Genomic DNA, 19,228 nt, shown 5'->3' with positions numbered 1-19,228 from the left:
TCCTTGGGAGACTTTGTATTCAATGATGGTAACAACAACGGCATTCAAGATGTAGGTGAAACGGGAGTAAGTGGTGTAACTGTTACCCTAACTAGCGGCGGGTCGGATGGCATCATCAACGGCATTGGCGATACCACCATCACCACAACTACCAATGCTAATGGCAACTACAACTTCGCTGGACTAACACCAGGTCAAGAATATCAAGTTGGATTCTCTAATTTGCCTGCGGGATATCAATTTACTCAAGCTAACATAGGTGCTAATGATGCTGTAGATTCCGATGCTAATGCCATTACTGGCAAAACTCAGATTGTTACCCTGGCTTCTGGGGAAAACAACCTGACTTTAGATGCAGGAATTTATCAAAATGCCGGCGACCTGTCAATTACCAAAACCGATGGTTTGACAACTGTTACTCCCGGACAGCAGATTACCTACACCATCGTGGCTAAAAATAATGGTCTGATTACTGCTACCAATGCCTTGGTGAGCGATATCATGCCCAGCAATTTGACTAATATCGCTTGGACTAGCGTAGCTACTGGTGGTGCAACGGACAATCAAACCAGTGGAACAGGCAACATCAACGATTACGTCACCTTAGCAGCCGGTAGCAGCATCACCTATACGGTGAATGCAATTGTAGCCGCTAACCCGCTTCCTTCCTACACCATTCCCACCACCATTAGCTTGACAAGTAGCGGTTCGAGCAATGGTACTGTGGGCAACATTCGCACTTTCTCTGCTAATGGTGTTTCTGTCAACGCCAGTGCTTTCAGTAGCACCAGCACGGGAACCTGGAATACCGCCGCTCTGGGTATCTACGGCAGTTGGGGCTTAGGTGTAATTGATGGCACTGAAGATGGTAATACTGGAAGCCATCGCGTCGATAATTCCGGTCTTAACAACTACGTTTTACTAGAATTTTCTGAGTCGGTGGTTATTGACAAAGCTGCATTAGCTTACGTTGATGGTGGGGATAGTGATATCTCTATCTGGGTTGGTAAGTTCAACAATCCTTACACTAATCACCTCACCTTAAATAATTCGGTTCTCAATAGCTTCGGCTTTACCGAATTCAACAACGGTGGTAGCACCGATCGCACGGCAGATATCAATGCGAATAACATTGTAGGTAACGCTGTGGTAATTGCCGCTAAAATCGGCGATACCAACGATAGCTTTAAGCTCAAATCTCTTGATATCCTCAAAGCAACGACTCAAACCAGTGGCTCTGTCAACAACACCGCTACAATTACAGGTCCCACTGGGTTCACTGATACCAACACCAGCAACAACAGCGCCACCGACACAGACACGATTGTTGCTGCTTCTACTGTTAAAATAGGCGATCGCGTTTGGTACGATGTTGATGGAAATGGTGTTCAAGATGCAGGTGAATCAGGAGTTTCTGGTATAGCTGTTAAGCTCTTTAACCAAACAGGTACTCAAATTGGGGCAACGACCACCGATACCAATGGTCTTTACCAATTCAACGTCAACGCCAACAGCAGCTACAGCGTTCAATTCGTTCAACCCACTGGCTTCGATGGATTTACCACCACCAATATGGGAAGCGATGCGGTTGATAATGATGTTGTTAATGCCAACGGCACAACGGCTCAATTCTCTGTCGGTACAACTGATAACCTGACGATTGATGCAGGACTAATTAAAAACATCGGCGACCTGTCAATTACCAAAACCGATGGTTTGACAACTGTTACCCCCGGACAGAAGATTACCTACACCATTGTCGCTAAAAATAATGGTCTGATGACTGCTACCAATGCCTTGGTGAGCGATATCATGCCAACGAATCTCACCGATGTGACTTGGACTAGTGTCGCTACCGGAGGAGCTAAAGATAATCAAACCAGTGGTACAGGCAACATCAATGATTACGTCACCTTAGCAGGTGGCAGCAGCATCACCTATACCGTGAATGCAACTGTAGCCGCTGCGACTTCTTCCTACACCACTGCTACCACTATTAACTTGACCGATGGCAGTTCGAGCAATGGTAGTAAGGGCAACATTCGCACTTTCTCTGCTAATGGTGTTTCTGTCAAAGCCAGTGCTTTCAGTAGCACCAGCACGGGAACCTGGAATACCGCCGCTCTAGGTATCTACGGCAATTGGGGCTTAGGTGTAATTGATGCCACTGAAGATGGTAATAGTGGAAGCCATCGCGTCGATAATTCTGGTCTTAACAACTACGTTTTGCTAGAATTCTCTGAGTCGGTGGTTATTAACAAAGCTGCATTAGCTTACGTTGATGGTGGAGATAGTGATATCTCTGTCTGGGTTGGTAACTTCAACAATCCTTACACCAATCACCTTAACTTAAATAGTTCGGTTCTCAATAGCTTCGGTTTCACTGAAGTTAACAACGGTGGTAACAGCGATCGCACGGCAGATATCAATGCGAATAACATTGTCGGTAACGCTGTGGTTATTGCCGCTAAAATCGGAGATTGTGACGATAGCTTTAAGCTCAAATCTCTTGATATCCTCAAGGCAACGACTCAAACCAGTGGCTCTCTCACTAATACTGCTACAATTACGGGTCCAACTGGTTTCACTGACACCAACACCAACAACAACAGTGCCACCGATACTGACAATATTCTAGCTGCTCCCATCCCATCAGCCCCTGGTGTACGTACTCCCGGATTCTGGCAGAACACAACCTGGCAAACCTTCTGGGACGGTATTCAAGGCAACGAACCATCACAAAAAACACAGTCCAATTTTGCTGACGGCGATCTTCTGTTCGCACCTTACACGAATTCTGCACAACCTGGAAAAGTTCTCGATCCAGTGACCGGACAATATGAAACAGGTGTACTAATCGGCGACTACAACCGTAATGGTAAAAGTGATGCAGGTGAAGATACTCTCTACTATTCTCGTAAACAGGCACTCCAGATTGTTGATGCTTCCCAACACCCGAACGGAGATAAGCGTTACGATCTTGGTCGCTCTTTGGTTGCTGGTTGGTTAAATTACCTCGCTGGCAACCCTATTGACACCGCCAATACAACTGATAAAGATGCTCGATACTACATTAACGAAGGCATCAATTGGTTGCAAGCCATAACTCCAGACGAAAATGGCGATAAGAAGGGCGATGGCGCATTGAACAGTATGACTGGTAGCAGTGTTAATAGCCCCCTTGCTGATACTTACTGGAGTCAAGGCATTTCGAGTGCCTCCAGCTTGCCAAATCCCTACAGTTCCAACACCAATGTTCTCTATGGATTAGAGGCTGGTAGTGTAATTAATTCCAACCTGGATAAGTACAACAACGGTTTAGGTCTTGCGGATAATGTTTACTACGGAGGAAACGCATAACTCGCTAGAAATAACAATTTTATAACGGCGGTTCAGGATGCCCCGGAGTTAATCATTGTAGAAACGTTACATATAACGTCTCTACAATGGTTTCGGGCAGATTAATTTCCTTAACTAAAAAATCGCTTATTAAACTTAGATTTAAGGGGGATTTTTTATACTTTTCAAATATTTTTGTTATACTCTGAATATAAAAAAATATACTTAATTACTACGTATTAACACGTAATTAAATTCTAAAAAAATATACTTATGAAAAATATAGAAGATACTTTTCTAGAGTCTTATGCAAATCCTGAACAATTCTGGTGTGGTTTCTTGCACGGTTTTACAGCCTCTGTTACAGAACAGGAAAGACATCAATTATTAATTGAATGGAATCAAACTCAGACAGATTATCCCCAAGATAAGTGCATTCATGAGTTGTTTGAGGAACAGGTAGAGAAAACACCAGATGCGATCGCGGTGGTGTTTGTAGAGGCGCAAAGCGCGACTTCTCGTACCCCTTTGGGGAAGCAAGCTATGCGTAGCGTCTCCGACAGCAGAAGAGTAAATCAACAACTTACTTATCAAGAACTCAATCAACGTGCAAATAAATTAGCTAATTATTTGCAATCATTAGGAGTACAATCAGAAGTTTTAGTGGGTATTTGTGTAGAACGTTCCCTAGAAATGGTTGTAGGAATATTAGGGATTCTCAAAGCTGGTGGAGCTTATGTACCTTTGGATATTGCCTATCCTCAAGAACGTTTAGCTTTCATGCTGTCAGATTCTCAAGTTTCAATATTGTTAACACAACAGCATTTAGTTGAAAAACTTCCCGAACATCAAGCTAGGATAGTTTGTTTAGATACTGATTGGGAAGATATCGTCAAAACACCAAGTCAACCAACAAAGATAGCCGTTAAGCCTAGTAACCTCGCCTATATTATTTACACTTCTGGCTCAACAGGTCAACCTAAAGGTGTTCTTATTTCCCACTGTAACGTCGTTCGTTTATTTGCAGCCACACAGCCTTGGTTTCAATTTAGCCAGAATGATGTTTGGAGTTTGTTCCATTCCTACGCATTTGACTTTTCCGTGTGGGAAATTTGGGGTGCGCTTCTCTATGGTGGTCGTCTTGTTATTGTTCCTTATTATGTGAGTCGTTCTCCGGAATTATTTTATAATTTATTATCGCAAGAAAAAATTACAGTTCTGAATCAAACACCTTCTGCTTTCCAACAACTGATACAATTTGAAGCGTCTTTAAGTAATAATATTAATTATAGTAATTTGAACTTACGCTTTGTTATTTTTGGTGGAGAAGCACTGAATATTCAAAGTTTAAAACCTTGGTTTGACAGACATGGAGACAAGTTTCCTCAATTAGTGAATATGTACGGTATTACGGAAACTACTGTTCATGTTACCTATCGCCCCATCAATATAGCCGATTTAAATTCTTCATCAAAAGTAATTGGTTGTGCGATTCCAGACTTACAATTTTACATATTAGATTCTCATCTGCAACATGTACCTGTTGGTGTAGCTGGTGAAATTTATATCGGAGGTGCAGGTTTAGCACGTGGTTATTTAAATCGACCAGAATTAACTGCCCAAAGGTTTATTTCCCATCCTTTTAATAATCAACCAGAAGCGCGTCTTTATAAAACAGGTGATTTAGCTTGTTATTTACCTAATGGTGATATTGAGTATCTAGGAAGAATTGATAATCAAGTAAAAATTCGCGGTTTCAGAATTGAGTTAGGAGAAATCGAAACATTATTAAATCAACATCCCAATCTGAGAGAAGCTAAAGTTATCGCTAGGGAAGATATTCCTGGAGATAAGAGATTAGTTGCCTATATTATACCCAACTCTGTAAAAAAGGAATTTAACTCATTACAATCAGAAATTTCAGATCAAATACGCGATTATCTAAAACAGCAGCTACCTGATTATATGATTCCCGCTGCTTTTGTACTGTTAGAGTCTTTCCCTTTGACTAATAATGGTAAAGTTGACTATCGCGTTCTTCCTGCTCCCAATTACACATCTGCTCGCAGTAATTATGTTGCTCCTCAGAATCCTACGGAAAAAGTTATCACTGATATTTGGAGTCAGGTTCTGAAGGTAGATAATATTGGAATTGATGATAACTTTTTTGAATTAGGTGGACATTCATTACTAGCGACACAAGTTCTATCGCGGATTAGACAGGCATTTAACCAAGAAATCCCAATCCATTTATTATTTGAATTTCCTACTATTGTTGAATTTTCCAAGCATCTTGGCATTACAGAAACAACTAATAATAATTTATTAATACCAATAATAGAACCAAGACAACAGCTAGAGACTCTACCCCTATCTTTTGCTCAACAACGTCTTTGGTTTTTAGACCAGTTACAACCTAATAGCACTGCTTATAATCTTGTTTACAGTTTTAAAATTCAGGGTTTACTTCACATTGCTGCTTTGGAAAAAAGCATCGCTGACATCATAGAGCGTCACGAATTATTACGCACAAATTTTGTTGTTATCGACGGACAAGCGATACAGATTATTAATGATAGCTCAAAAAATAGCTTTAGTTTACCTGTCATTAATTTACAATCATTATCTGATGATCAACTAAAAATAGAAGCTGCAAAAATAGCTAAAAAAGAAGCAAAAAGACCTTTTAATCTGGCGAAAGATGCTCTATTTCGTGTTCATTTGTTGCAATTGAGTGCCGAAAAATCTCTACTGATATTTAATATTCATCACATCATTTTTGATGGCTGGTCTTTTGGGATACTATTTGCGGAATTGAACGCAATTTATACAGCTTATTGTGAAGGTTTGACTTCTCCGTTAACGAAACTTCCTATTCAGTATGCAGACTTTAGTTTATGGCAAAGAAAGTGGCTTACTGGTAGTAATTTAGAATTACAATTTAATTACTGGAAACAGCAACTAAGTGGAATTTTACCTATATTAGAATTACCTATAGACCGTCCTCGTCCCAAAGTCCAAACCTACAGAGGAACAACAAAAACCTTCGTTTTATCACCAGAGTTAACTGCAAGTATCACATCTTTTACTCAAAAAGAGGGTGTGACTTTGTTCATGACTTTACTAGCAGCGTTTAAAGTATTACTTTGTCGCTACAGCGGACAAGAAGATGTAATTGTAGGAACTCCCATTGCGGGACGTAACCGCAGAGAAATTGAGGGATTAATGGGATTTTTTGTTAATACCTTAGCATTGCGAACTGATTTAAGCGAACATCCGAGTTTTAGAGAATTACTAAGTCGAGTCCGACGGGTATGTTTAGAAGCATACACCCATCAGGATGTACCATTTGAGCAGCTAGTTGAAGTTTTACAACCAGAACGCGATCCCAGTCATACTCCTATTTTTCAGGTGATGTTTGCTTTGCAAAATGCACTAATAGGAGAATTACAATTACCAAATTTAAATGTAGAAGTTTTAGAGCCATTAGTAATAACGGCGAAATTCGACCTCACTTTGTCAATGGAAGAACGGAATGGACAGTTAATAGGTGAGTGGGAATACAATACGGATTTGTTTGATGATTCGACAATGGAGCGAATGCTCAAAAATTTCCAAGTTTTATTGTCTGAGATATTGACTGATTCTGAACAAAATATTTGGCAATTACCTTTACTCACTGAATCGGAAAAGCATCAATTATTAATTGCTTGGAATCAGAGTGAGGTCAATATTAATAATGATAAATATATTCATCAATTGTTTGAAGAACAAGTAGAAAAAACACCTGATGCGATTGCGGTGGTGTTTGAAAACGAAGAAATAACCTATCAAGAACTCAACAAAAAAGCTAATCAAGTAGCAAATTATCTGCAAAAACTAGGAATCAGTGCGAATAAATTAGTAGGATTGTGTTTAGAACCATCTTTAGCAAGAATTATTGGGTTATTAGGAATTCTCAAAGCTGGAGGTGTCTATTTACCACTAGACCCAGTTTACCCTCAAGAACGTCTCAGGTTTATGATTGAGGACTCGCAAGTTACTATTCTTTTGACCCAAAAATCTTTAGCTGATAAGTTATTCATAAATTCGCTACAAGTTGTGAATTTAGATGCAGATTGGCTACATATTGCAATCGAATCTACAAACAATCTGCAAAGTTGTATAAGTGCGGACAATCTGGCTTATATTATTTATACCTCTGGTTCAACAGGAACACCGAAAGGAGTTTTGATTTCACATCAAGCGATCGCTCATCACTGTCAGAATATTATACAACACTACCAACTCAATTCGAGCGATCGCATTTTACAATTTGCCTCTCTCAGTTTCGATGTTTCCTTAGAGCAAACTTTAACAACTCTAGTAGTGGGAGCTACCCTGATCATTGCTAACGCGAAATTATTAACTCCCTCAGAATTCCACCAAAAATTGATTGATTATAGTTTGACTGTTGTTGACATTCCTCCTGTTTACTTAACTCAATGGTTGCAGTCTCTAGATGAAAAGACTTGTTTCGCTCCCATAAATCAACTCAGATTAGTCATTTGCGGTGGTGAAGCACTACCAGCAGAAACCCTAAAAATTTGGTACAACAGTCCGATAAAAGGAGTCAGCTTAATTAATGCTTACGGTCCGACAGAAGCAACCATAACAGCGATCGCTTTTACAGTTCCTCAAGACATTACAGCGCTCGAATCTTATACCAACATTCCCATTGGTCGTCCCTTACCAAATCGCAAAGTATATATTCTCGATCCTCAGAAAAATCTCGTTCCTATCGGTGCTGCTGGGGAGTTATATATTGGAGGAGAGAGTTTAGCACAAGGTTATTTAAATCGACCGGAATTAACGAACGAGAAGTTCATTTTTCATCCCCTAGAAAATACCAAATTGTATAAAACGGGAGATTTAGCTCGTTATTTACCTGATGGTAATATCCAATTTTTGGGACGCATCGATAACCAAGTTAAAATACGCGGTTTCAGAATAGAATTAGGAGAAATTGAAACTTTATTAAATCAATATCCAGATTTGAAAGAAGCTAAAGTCATCGCTAGAGAATATATACCTGGCGAACAAAGATTAATTGCCTATATTATCCCCTACTCTGCAAAAGAGGGAATAGGTAATCAAGAAATAACCTTATTACAATCAGAAATATCCCAGAAATTACGTGATTATTTGAAACAGAAGCTACCTGATTATATGGTTCCTTCTGCTTTCGTGGCTTTAGAATTTTTCCCTTTGACTCCCAATGGTAAAATTGACTATCATGTTCTTCCTGCTCCCGATTTTTCTGCTTCTCGAATTAAAGATACTGCTCCAATAACTCATACACAAAAAATTCTTGCTAATATCTGGAGTCAGGTTCTGAAAGTAGAAAATATTGGCATTGATGATAACTTCTTTGAGTTAGGTGGACATTCATTGCTGGCAACTCTTCTTGTCTCGCGTATCAGACAAACCTTTAATCAAGAAATACCATTAAGCTTACTCTTTGAATATCCTACTATTTCGCAACTTTCCCTAGCGATCGGTATTACTGAACAAACTAACAATTCTTTATTATTGCCACCAATTGAACCCAGACAGGAACAAGAAAATCTACCACTTTCCTTTGCTCAACAACGTCTTTGGTTTTTCGCGCAAATAGAACCCAACAGCACTGCTTATAATATGCCCTTCAAGCTACGGCTTCAGGGTGTACTAAATATTACTGCCTTAGAAAGAAGTATAGGCGAAATTATACAACGTCATGAAATTCTGCGAACTAATTTTATTTCAAAAGACGGAGAACCAACTCAGGTAATTACTAAAAATATTGATTTCAAATTACCTATCATAGATTTACAATCTTTGCCTAATAAGCAACGAGAAATAGCAGCAGAAAACATAGCTCAACAAGAAGCAGAAACACCTGTTAATCTAGCAAATGATGTTCTCTTTCGTGTTAAACTGTTGCGGTTAAAGCCAGAATCGCATCTACTGTTATTTAATATTCATCACATTATTTTTGATGGTTGGTCTGATGATATATTGCAACGGGAACTGGCGGCACTTTATCAAGCCTTTTCTACAGGTAATCCCTTACAATTACCATCCCCTTCCATCCAATATGCTGACTTTGCCTTGTATCAGCACCACTGGTTTACAGATGAATTTTTAGAATCTCAACTTGTTTACTGGAAACAACAATTAGGTGGAGCCTTACCTGTTTTAGAATTACCTATGGACTCTCCCCGTCCACAAGTCCAAACTTATCAAGGTGCTTCCCATACTCTGTTGTTATCTTCGGAATTAACTGCAAACATCAAAACCCTCTGCCAAAAAGAAGGGGTCACTTTATTTATGACTCTATTGGCAGCATTTAAAGTATTACTTTCTCGCTACAGTGGACAAGAAGATATAATTATGGGAACTCCCATCGTGGGACGCAACCGCACAGAAATTGAAAATTTAATTGGGTTTTTTGTCAACACTTTGGCTTTGCGGAGCGATTTGAGCGGAAATCCTAGTTTCCGAGAATTACTAAATCGCGTTCGACAAGTTACTTTAGACGCTTATACTCATCAAGACTTACCTTTTCAAAAGCTAGTAGAAGAACTCAAACTTGCAAAAAGTGTCAGCTATAATCCGGTATTTCAAGTTTGGTTTAACATGGTTCCCTTAGCTCATGATTCTCTCAAACTTAATGATTTAATAGTCGAACCAATTTCTATTATTGAAACCACTTCTAAGTTTGATTTGAGTCTTTATGTAGGAGAAGAAAATAATCAAATTCATCTGCGATTTGTTTATAATACGATTCTCTTCAATGTAGATACAATTCAATGGATGGCAACGCATTTCCAGAAATTGCTAGAAGGAATTTCTACTCATCCAGAAAAAACAATCTCTAGTTTCTCGATTTTAACTGAAACGGAGCGTTATGAATTATCACATCAGCGTCATCAAGTTAGTCCTACTAATTCATTTATAGAATTTCCAAAACAAGAGATTGAACAATCTATACCATCGCGATTTGAGCAGCAAGTAACAAAATACCCTCATCATATTGCTGTCAAAACTCAAAATTATCAATGGACTTATAAAGAGTTAAATACTCAAGCTAATAGGATAGCTCAAGCACTTCTTGAGGAAAATAACGAGCAAGAGGGTAAGATTGCCCTGTTATTTGACCATGATGCACCAATGATAGCTGCAATATTGGGAGTTTTAAAAGCAGGCAAAACTTATATTCCTCTTGACCCCAAATATCCCCAATATAGGGTTTTATATATTCTCGAAAATTCGCTTGCTCAAGTCGTTTTAACTAATCACAAAAATTTGAGTTATGCTCAAGAATTAGTTCAGGGTAAATTGCCCGTTATTAATGTTGATGATATTAAGATTAATGATTCGTTTTTAGAAAATAACCAAGAAATATCACCAGATACTCTTGCCTATATTCTTTACACTTCTGGTTCGACAGGAAAACCCAAAGGAGTTATCCAAAATCACCGCAATGTCCTACATTTCATTAGAAACTATACTAATAATCTTCATGTTTCATCAGAGGACAAATTAAGTTTATTTGCATCTTATAGTTTTGATGCAGCTATTATTGATATTTTTTCGGCTCTTTTGAATGGTGCGACTCTGTACCCGTTTGATATAAAATCAGAAGGTTTAGCTCACTTAGTTGATTGGTTAGAAATAGAGAAAATTACTATCTATCATTCTACTCCTACAGTTTATAGACATTTTCTTGAGACATTAAACTCCCAAGAATCAATTGTAAAAAAGCAGCTTTCTCAGGTGCGTTTAGTGGTATTGGGAGGAGAACAAGTTATCAAAAATGATGTTGAATTATATCAAAAATTATTTGCAGATGAATGTATTTTTGTTAATGGTTTAGGCTCAACAGAATCTTCTTTCAATCTTCAATATTTAATTGATAAACACACCAAAATTACCCAAAAGTATGTTCCGGCAGGTTATGCTTTTGAAGACACAGAAATTATTTTGCTTAATCATGAATGTAAGCAAACTGATATCTATGGAGAAATAGCGATTAGAAGTCCTTATATTTGCCTTGGATATTGGCAGAAACCAGAATTAACAAAAGCAGCATTTTTAGAAGATCCGCAGGGTGAAAATAAGAGAATTTACCGCACTGGAGACTTGGGACGCTTGCGAGCTAATGGTGTCATAGAATGTTTAGGTAGGAAAGATTTTCAAGTTAAAATTCGTGGTTTTCGGATTGAATTAGGAGAAATTGAAGTTTTATTAAACCAACATTCTCAAATCAAAGAAGCTGTTGTCATTGCTAGAGAAGATATGATTGGAGAAAAGCGATTAGTAGCTTATATTATTCCTAGAAGAGGTGAGGCTATTATCAATGAAATAAAACAGTACCTAGAGCAGAAGTTACCTGATTATATGCTTCCTGCTGCTTTTGTTGAACTTGATGTTATGCCTTTAACTCCTAATGGTAAAATTAATCGTCTTGCGCTTCCCACTCCTGATTTTAACAAGTTGAAATCGGCAGAATATATAGCCCCATCTGATGATTTAGAACTAAAACTTACCAAAATTTGGGAAAATGTGTTGGGTGTTCATCCCCTTGGGTTGAATGATAACTTTTTTGATGTAGGAGGACATTCTCTACTAGCTATAAGGCTAGTTACTCAAATTGAAAATATATTAGGCAAAAATATTACTCCGAATACTTTTTTCCAAGCTTCAACAATTAAAAAACTAGCTAATATACTTCGTCAAGAAAAATTTTCTACTTTTAGTTCTTCATTAGTTCCGATTCAACCTCATGGTTCAAAAAGACCTTTTTTCTATATACATACTATTTACGGAAGTTTGATATATAGCCTGAATTTGTTGTCTAAATTAGATGCAGACCAACCAGTTTATGGATTACAAGCAAAGGGTTTAGATGGTATAGAATCTCCCCATACCTGTGTTGAGGATATGGCATCTCATTATATTAAAGAAATAAAAACTGTTCAGCCACACGGACCATATTTTCTGGGAGGATGGTGTGCAGGAGGTATGATAGCTTATGAAATGGCACAACAACTTTATGCTCAAGGAGAGACTGTTGAATTACTAACTATTTTTGATGCCTATCCTCCGAAAATGATACCTCCAGCAAATAAAGCTGTGAATCGTATCCATCAATCTGTATTGAGTTTAAAGGATATGATTAAGCGCAGCCGTAGCTCTTTTGCTAATTTGACACTTCAACAGCAGATAAAATCGATTTGGGAAAAGATTAATCACCGAATTCAGAATCGAATTAAGGAAAATGTTTACCAATTTTATGTGAGCAGGAATCTGCCTTTACCTCGTGCATTTCTCAACTTAGCAGTGAGAGATGCGATCGCGACTGCTTACAAAAATTATTATCCTACAGTTTATCTAGGGAAAGTAATATTTTTTAGAGCAGTCGAACAAACTCAAGAATATACTCGTTATTTGGAAAGGTGGGAAGAATTAGCTGCTGGCGGTTTAGAAATCCATGATATTCCTGGTCATCATGATAGTATTATGTCTGAACCTCATGTACGGGTTTTAGCTGAAAAATTAAAAGTTTGTATTGAAAGGGTAGATAGCCGCAAGATCCCCAAACAGATGCTGAACGATTAGGATCATAAGGGACTTCCAAAGAATAAATTAATCAACAAAAACCAAGAATCGAGCCGAAAACAATAATGATAATCATTTGATTAGCACACAAATACCTTCTTTGTTTGCTTTGATAACTACAGGTTGGTGTACTTTTTGCTGTGGGTAAACGTGAATAAACGGGTATTCTGCGATCGCACACTCCCAAACTGCTCTTCTAATTCGCCAGCTTTAGCGCGAACCATCCGTTGTCCGTATCCCAGCATCAGTTTATGAGTGAAGAAGTCTTGACCATTGCAGTCGGGGCAGATGGCAGCAGGAGCATTCCACTTCGGCAGGGTAAAGTCCCATGGGCCGGTGGGGTTAGTATTCGAGGCTTTTGTGAGGTGTAGCAGCCAGCCAATACCTTAGCCAAAATAAGAGTATGAAGAGGTAGGGCTGACGTAGTAGAGTTATTGTCTCTGACAACGACAACTCAAAGACCACTCTTTGAGCCCATGCTTGACATCTTACTCATTGCGACAGTGCTTGCTACCGCAAATAAACGCGACAACGATGCGGCAATTGAACCAGATAATCCTGGCGATGTTAGCAAGCAATGAGCGGCCGAGTAAGTATGTTAGGAATCTCTCGCCCTTGCAGGCGTTGGTGGTAGTTATCGGACGATGGTGAGATTCGGCAAGTTAACTTGCATATAATTTCCAAGCTTCGCTACGATTCAGGGTTATATAGAACCCATTTGGGATCTCTGGCAATGAGCTAGGATCAAAAATAAATGCCGTACACCAGCAGCTTAACCGATAAAGAGTGGGAACTAATTGAACCATTACTGCCAAAAAAGCAGAAAACCAGACCGCCGCGATGGACAAAGCGCCAAATCCTGGATGGTATCTTTTACCAACTAAAAAATGGTTGTAACTGGTGTGATTTGCCGAAAGACTTGCCGCCCTACTCGCCCGTTTTCTGGCATTACAAGCAGTGGCGTGTGGATGGGGTTCTAGAAGGGATGATGAGTGCGTTGCATTCACAGGTGCGGCAACAAGCCAAAAAAAACCGAAGTGGACAAGATTGCTGATCATCGACTTCCCTTGCGGTGAAGAATACCTGCACTGCAAGTATTGAATCCAAAGGGTTCTGTCATTACAAATGCACCAATGGCATCAAACGACATCTCGCTGTTGATACGCTAGGACTACCATTTTTCACACATTGTAGTAAAGCCAGTGTGACCGATGATCAAGGCTTAATTGAACTCTTGAGCCACAACCTGGATTACTTTCGAGCCAAGCCTGTCAACATTCCTAAAATTACCATCCTGCTCGACCACGGCTATCACCCAAACACAATCAGCACTGCCCTGGAAAAACTCTATCCACAAGTCTTGACCAAGATAGAAGTCAACTTGCACCTAAGCCGACGAAAGCCGAAAAAGCAGCCCAAGGCAAAGCAGGATTTGTCCCAGTTGCAACACGATGGATCATTGAACGTTCCAATGCTTGGATGGAGCGGTGTAAGAGCTTAGTCAAAAACTTTGAGCGTACCTTAAGTCATGCGACAGCAAAACTCAATCTCTGTTTCATTCGACTGATGCTCAAGCGGTTGGCGAATAGATAGATCCCAAATGGGTTCTATATATCTTTGGGTTTCGCTTTGGGTGTTAACTTTCCTTCTGTGATTGCCTGTCCCAATACCAAAAGTTACTGCTACCTTTTGCAATTTGATAAAACAACAGTGGTTATCCCTCTCCTAAGAAACCGTATTTGTTTCGGGCTGAGGAACAAGCTCAAAACCTAAAGCTAGAGCCTTTTTTTGGAGATTATTGATAACTCGTTCTTGGTAACGTTGCTCATAATAATCCATGCCAATATCTTGATAGTTACCTTTAGTTGTCCAAAGTCGATAGAAAATTCTTGCCAGCTGTTTGTGCCGCCATTCGGAAAGCATTGGCAGCAGGGTTAACCACCAAGCGAGTTTGAGAACTTTTCACTTTACCCCCAGTGATGCGATTGCAAGGGCAAAGTTTTGACGTGATGGGCATTGACAAAACACCCAGACAATTACCAGATTGTAAAGGCTTGAGACACCAATTTTAGCGTCGGCGTAGCCCACCGCAGGTATCGCTTGTCCCTAAGTCCACGATAAAATTCTCGAAGCAATAGCGCACTCCATACCAATGCAAATTAACTGGCAAACTGCCAAAACCTACGAAGATATCCTGTATCAAAAAACTGATGGTATTGCGAAAATCACCATCAACCGTCCTCATAAACGCAATGCTTTCCGTCCCAAAACAGTCTTTGAACTGTACGATGCTTTCTGTAATGCTCGTGAAGATACTACTATTGGTGTTGTTTTATTTACTGGTTATGGTCCACACACTGATGGCAAATATGCTTTCTGTTCTGGTGGCGATCAAAGCGTGCGGGGACATGCGGGTTATGTGGATGATGCTGGCATCCCTCGCTTGAATGTGCTAGACTTACAACGCCTGATTCGTTCCATGCCGAAAGTGGTGATTGCTTTAGTAGCTGGATATGCGATCGGTGGTGGACACGTCTTACACTTGATTTGCGACCTTACCATCGCCGCCGATAACGCCATTTTTGGACAGACTGGCCCGAAAGTCGGCAGTTTTGACGGTGGTTTTGGAGCTAGCTATCTCGCCCGCATCGTGGGACAAAAAAAGGCTAGAGAAATTTGGTTTCTCTGCCGCCAATATGATGCACAACAAGCGCTAGAAATGGGCTTAATTAATTGCGTCGTTCCAGTCGAACAACTAGAAACTGAAGGGATTCAATGGGCGCAGGAGATTTTAGAAAAAAGTCCGATCGCAATTCGGTGTCTCAAAGCCGCCTTCAACGCTGATTGTGACGGACAAGCTGGTTTACAAGAACTCGCTGGTAATGCCACCCTACTTTATTACATGACAGAAGAAGGATCTGAGGGAAAACAAGCCTTTCTTGAAAAGCGCCCACCAGATTTTCGCTCTTTTCCTTGGCTACCTTAGAATTGCAAAAATCGCACCCTTTAATGAAGTGCGATTTTTGTATATATCAACTTTTACAGCATTAAAAATCTTAAAAACAAATCTTATTTTAAGCAGACTACAAACTCAGTCCAGTAATAATGGATAACTAAATAACCACTGCTTTAGTCTTTACCTGTTCAGATATAGAGGCAGTTATTTCCTCTATCGGGACAAGAGCAGTATTGTCTAAATCTGAGGCTAGAGATTGACAAGATGTTAAAACTGGGGCTGCATCTGGTAAACCCCAAGCATCTTCCAAGGTTTCCCAAGAAGGTGCAAAAGGTGGGAGCGCCAAAGAGCAAGCCTTCCAAGTCGCTTGAACTGGTGCGCCCAACTGCTGGCACGTTCCACCACGGCGACCTTCTGGCTGGTAATGACGGCAATATTTACAGGCAGATGCTAAAAATTTAATAGGTTTCATTTGGATTCATCTTTAGTGCCGTTTCTGGCTGAAGTTCATCTTTATATTTTGCTTCTACATATAAAGACGGAGAAAAGCCAAAAAGTCATTATTTTCTATAGGTTTCAGCGATCCCAAGGAAAAAATAAACTTCAGGATATTTTTATAATCTTGTTATATATTTAAATAATCTTTAAAGTGGTTACATGTAGATATCGTCTAAAACTTATTAGGGATCAAGAGTAAAACTAAAGCTTTTGATTTATCCAGCATTTTAACTTCCTCCTTAAGCCATACTTAAGGCATAGAATTCTAGATAAATAGTCTGCTTTACATACCAAATTCGGCATATTCTAGCAGTAATAGGACTTACGCAAAAAACCTCTCTAACTCTTATTCCTCTGTGTTCTCTGCGCTCTCTGTGGTTTGATTTTGCGTGACCTGTGCTTAACTCCTAAGTAAAATATGTTTTTCTCAAGAATCAAAACTATTTTATGTGATGGCAGCAAGTTTGTTCAGGATAAATTCTGCTTAACGAATAATCGCTCAACTATTTTACTTTCAAAACTGTTTAGCAGCACAGACAGAACAGACTTCCCAACGCTGGAGTTCACCAGATGGGGTGGGAGATTGACACTGGGGACAAACGGGTAAGCCATGCGATCGGGATCGCACAATCTTCGTCCAATATCCAAAAGCCGCATTTACATCTTTAGTCGGTATAGCATCAGGGCGATTAATTTCATCACCAAGGTAACTGGGATGCTCATGGGGCGAAACCGATTGTTGCTGTTTTCTCTCTACCGACGGATTCTGCCAGCCAGCAGTAGAGAAGCGAATATCAACCAAAGGCGTTGGCAGCTTTTTATTCAACTTTAAAAGTAGAGATGTGCGACCAAAAGTCAGGTTTTGCGCCCAAGCAGCACTAGAAGTTGCTACCGACAAAACATCACGCTGAATCGATAATGGTCGAGTATTTGCGGCAACCACTGGCCCAACAACTTCTGCCCAACACCTTAGCAGGCGTTGAAATGGTTGCTCCTGCCATTTAGCCTGCTTTTCCAGAATTCTTAAAACATCATTAATTGATTTCAACGACATCTTTCAAAGTGGGGAGTGGGGAGTGGGGAGTGGGGAGTGGGGAGTGGGGAGCAGGGGAGAAGTAGCAGTAAGTCTTTTCCCTCTGCCCCTCTGCCTCTTGTGGCCAATGCCCAATACCCACTCTATCTATTTAAATAATTTCCGCTACTATTGTCACAAAATATATCTAAAAGTTAATTCCAATAATCTACGTTTGAGGCACAAAAGCAATGACTCAAAACCCCGTGAACGACTCCGGTACTCATCAATCATCTAAAACACCTGGGTTGAAACCAGTACTAGCAGCAGCACTAGCAAGTTTAGAGGTGCCGCTAGATCAAGAGTTAGCTCGGTACCGACGCACGCGAACTGGTTTGGTGTCATCGAACCAATCCCGTGTTGCAAGTTACATGAGCGGACAACCCCAACCGTTAACTGCCATTCCGACAACATTGGGCGCAACTCAGTCATCAGCAACAGAAATTAAAACCAACGTACTGCCTGCATCTCTAACCGTGAATCCTGAGATGAACCCAGTGCCAGCTACGGCAAAAATTGATGTACCACCCGCATCTGTAGCGGTGAATCCTGAGATTAACCCAGCACCAGCTACGGCAAAAATTGAGCAACTGAATAATCTTAATGTGTCCTCCACATCCAATGCAGCTAAAACACAAACTCAACTTCCACCACCCCCACCCAACTTTAATAGCAGCATCGTGCCAGCAATTGTTAAAAATACTAAAAGCGAAAATCACTTGCAGCCAGATGATAGCCCCAAGCACCCAGATGACTATTTAGAATCTAGTGAAGCACTGCTGCGAAGTTTGACAGAAGAACAACCAGAAACCAAAAAAGCAAGCAATTCTTCTAGCGACAGTCTGCTATCACCTTTGGGTATTGGCTCTATGTTGCTGCTATTAGTAGCGAGTCTTGCCTTGGGTTATGTAGTCTTCAATCCTAAAAGCTTGCCCCAATGGAATTTACGCAATTTGTTTAACGGCAACTCATCTCCCACACCAGAAAATACTGAGGAAGTTGGGAGTAATGTCCAACCTCAAATCCAGCCACCAAGCATATCTATACCCAAATATCCCAATCTAGCTACTGAAGAGTTTCCTGAAGTCAGAGATCCCAATGATGTAGTTGGCTTAAAACCCAAAGTCCAACCAACCCCCGCAGTAGTGCCTAATCCAGTTGTTCCCCAAAACCCCGCCAATCCTCAAGCACCATTGTCTGACCCCAATACAGCCCTAAAACCGACCAACCCGATCGCTCTAGCACCAGTCCCGACGTTACAATCTTTGCCACCACTGAATTTGCCTCCCACTTTAGCGACAAAAACCTCGCCCAAGCCAATCGCAACCTCACCAAAGCCGAATACAGAAATCAAACCAGGAACAGATGGGTTCTATCATGTAGTGATAGATAATAAAGGCGCAGCTTTTGCCTCAGCACGGCAAGTAATTCCTGATGCTTATTTATCGCCCAACAAAGAATTGATTTATCTGGGTGCTTTTAAAACTAAAGAGCAAGTAAAACAACAGATGAAACTGTTAGAAGCGAAGGGAATCAAGGCACGAGTTCAGCAGCCATGAATTGCAAAAATCTACGATACCATGAGATAACAGTCCTGAGTTCTGAGGGCTGAGTGAAGAGTGAAGAGTGCTGAGTAGTAGAGACAAAATCTTGTTTGTTTACGACTCTATGACAAAAATTTTTATACTCAGGACTCTAACTGGGCATTCAGCAGTCCA

Annotated in this window: 10 protein-coding genes and 1 pseudogene; 7 read left to right on the top strand and 4 right to left on the bottom strand. The window is 40.1% G+C overall.

Annotation, left to right across the window (positions count from 1 at the left end):
• Together RMY63_RS10775 and RMY63_RS10770 are read left to right on the top strand one after the other, a co-directional pair.
• A partial coding sequence (locus RMY63_RS10775) for an SdrD B-like domain-containing protein (protein WP_322728691.1) occupies positions 1 to 3,360 on the top strand: 3,360 nt, incomplete at its 5' end.
• A 252-nt stretch (positions 3,361 to 3,612) separates the two neighbouring features.
• Positions 3,613 to 12,984: a non-ribosomal peptide synthetase gene (locus RMY63_RS10770; RefSeq protein ID WP_322728690.1), complete on the top strand. Its 9,372-nt coding sequence runs from the start codon at positions 3,613 to 3,615 to the stop codon at positions 12,982 to 12,984.
• Positions 12,985 to 13,100: 116 nt separating this feature from the next.
• Here RMY63_RS10770 and RMY63_RS10765 read toward each other — a convergent pair whose 3' ends face one another.
• Entirely contained in the window at positions 13,101 to 13,229 is a 129-nt protein-coding gene (locus tag RMY63_RS10765) for a hypothetical protein (RefSeq protein WP_322728689.1), read from the bottom strand.
• 231 nt (positions 13,230 to 13,460) lie between these two features.
• Here RMY63_RS10765 and RMY63_RS41750 point away from each other — a divergent pair.
• The 3 genes and pseudogenes from RMY63_RS41750 to RMY63_RS10755 form a co-directional block, all read left to right on the top strand.
• Positions 13,461 to 13,640 (top strand): annotated as a pseudogene (locus RMY63_RS41750) (IS4 family transposase); the annotation flags it as partial.
• 98 nt (positions 13,641 to 13,738) lie between these two features.
• Positions 13,739 to 14,038 (top strand): transposase, encoded by a 300-nt coding sequence (locus RMY63_RS10760; protein ID WP_322728688.1) that lies wholly within the window; start codon positions 13,739 to 13,741, stop codon positions 14,036 to 14,038.
• Between the two features lie 18 nt (positions 14,039 to 14,056).
• Positions 14,057 to 14,485, top strand: coding sequence for a transposase (locus RMY63_RS10755; protein ID WP_322728687.1), 429 nt, complete (start codon positions 14,057 to 14,059; stop codon positions 14,483 to 14,485).
• A gap of 224 nt (positions 14,486 to 14,709) precedes the next feature.
• Here RMY63_RS10755 and RMY63_RS10745 read toward each other — a convergent pair whose 3' ends face one another.
• Complete coding sequence (locus RMY63_RS10745) at positions 14,710 to 14,907, bottom strand: hypothetical protein (RefSeq protein WP_322728686.1); 198 nt, start codon at positions 14,905 to 14,907, stop codon at positions 14,710 to 14,712.
• Positions 14,908 to 15,136: 229 nt separating this feature from the next.
• Between RMY63_RS10745 and menB the strand changes: the two genes are divergently transcribed.
• Positions 15,137 to 15,970, top strand: coding sequence for a 1,4-dihydroxy-2-naphthoyl-CoA synthase (gene menB / locus RMY63_RS10740; RefSeq protein WP_322728685.1), 834 nt, complete (start codon positions 15,137 to 15,139; stop codon positions 15,968 to 15,970).
• Between the two features lie 127 nt (positions 15,971 to 16,097).
• Here the strand turns inward: menB and RMY63_RS10735 are convergent, their stop codons facing one another.
• Both RMY63_RS10735 and RMY63_RS10730 read right to left on the bottom strand, forming a co-directional pair.
• On the bottom strand, positions 16,098 to 16,412 hold the full coding sequence (locus RMY63_RS10735; protein WP_322728684.1) for a hypothetical protein: 315 nt from the start codon (positions 16,410 to 16,412) through the stop codon (positions 16,098 to 16,100).
• A gap of 540 nt (positions 16,413 to 16,952) precedes the next feature.
• A complete protein-coding gene (locus tag RMY63_RS10730) occupies positions 16,953 to 17,492 on the bottom strand; it encodes a DUF721 domain-containing protein (RefSeq protein ID WP_322728683.1) in 540 nt (179 codons plus the stop codon).
• Positions 17,493 to 17,701: 209 nt separating this feature from the next.
• Between RMY63_RS10730 and RMY63_RS10725 the strand changes: the two genes are divergently transcribed.
• On the top strand, positions 17,702 to 19,069 hold the full coding sequence (locus tag RMY63_RS10725) for a hypothetical protein (RefSeq protein ID WP_322728682.1): 1,368 nt from the start codon (positions 17,702 to 17,704) through the stop codon (positions 19,067 to 19,069).
• Positions 19,070 to 19,228 lie beyond the last annotated feature (159 nt).

The sequence above is a fragment of the Nostoc sp. ChiQUE01b genome (assembly GCF_034531255.1).
Taxonomy (GTDB): Bacteria; Cyanobacteriota; Cyanobacteriia; order Cyanobacteriales; family Nostocaceae; genus Nostoc.
The sequence above is the reverse complement of the archived record's forward strand: the minus strand, read 5'-3'. Positions and strand labels throughout refer to the sequence as shown.

Excerpts from the sequence above, each read along its gene's own strand:
- RMY63_RS10770 (WP_322728690.1), top strand. The coding sequence starts at position 3,613 with ATGAAAAATATAGAAGATACTTTTCTAGAGTCTTATGCAAATCCTGAA.
- RMY63_RS10765 (WP_322728689.1), bottom strand. The coding sequence starts at position 13,229 with ATGCTGGGATACGGACAACGGATGGTTCGCGCTAAAGCTGGCGAATTA.
- RMY63_RS10760 (WP_322728688.1), top strand. The coding sequence starts at position 13,739 with ATGCCGTACACCAGCAGCTTAACCGATAAAGAGTGGGAACTAATTGAA.
- RMY63_RS10745 (WP_322728686.1), bottom strand. The coding sequence starts at position 14,907 with ATGCTTTCCGAATGGCGGCACAAACAGCTGGCAAGAATTTTCTATCGA.
- menB (WP_322728685.1), top strand. The coding sequence starts at position 15,137 with ATGCAAATTAACTGGCAAACTGCCAAAACCTACGAAGATATCCTGTAT.
- RMY63_RS10735 (WP_322728684.1), bottom strand. The coding sequence starts at position 16,412 with ATGAAACCTATTAAATTTTTAGCATCTGCCTGTAAATATTGCCGTCAT.
- RMY63_RS10730 (WP_322728683.1), bottom strand. The coding sequence starts at position 17,492 with ATGTCGTTGAAATCAATTAATGATGTTTTAAGAATTCTGGAAAAGCAG.
- RMY63_RS10725 (WP_322728682.1), top strand. The coding sequence starts at position 17,702 with ATGACTCAAAACCCCGTGAACGACTCCGGTACTCATCAATCATCTAAA.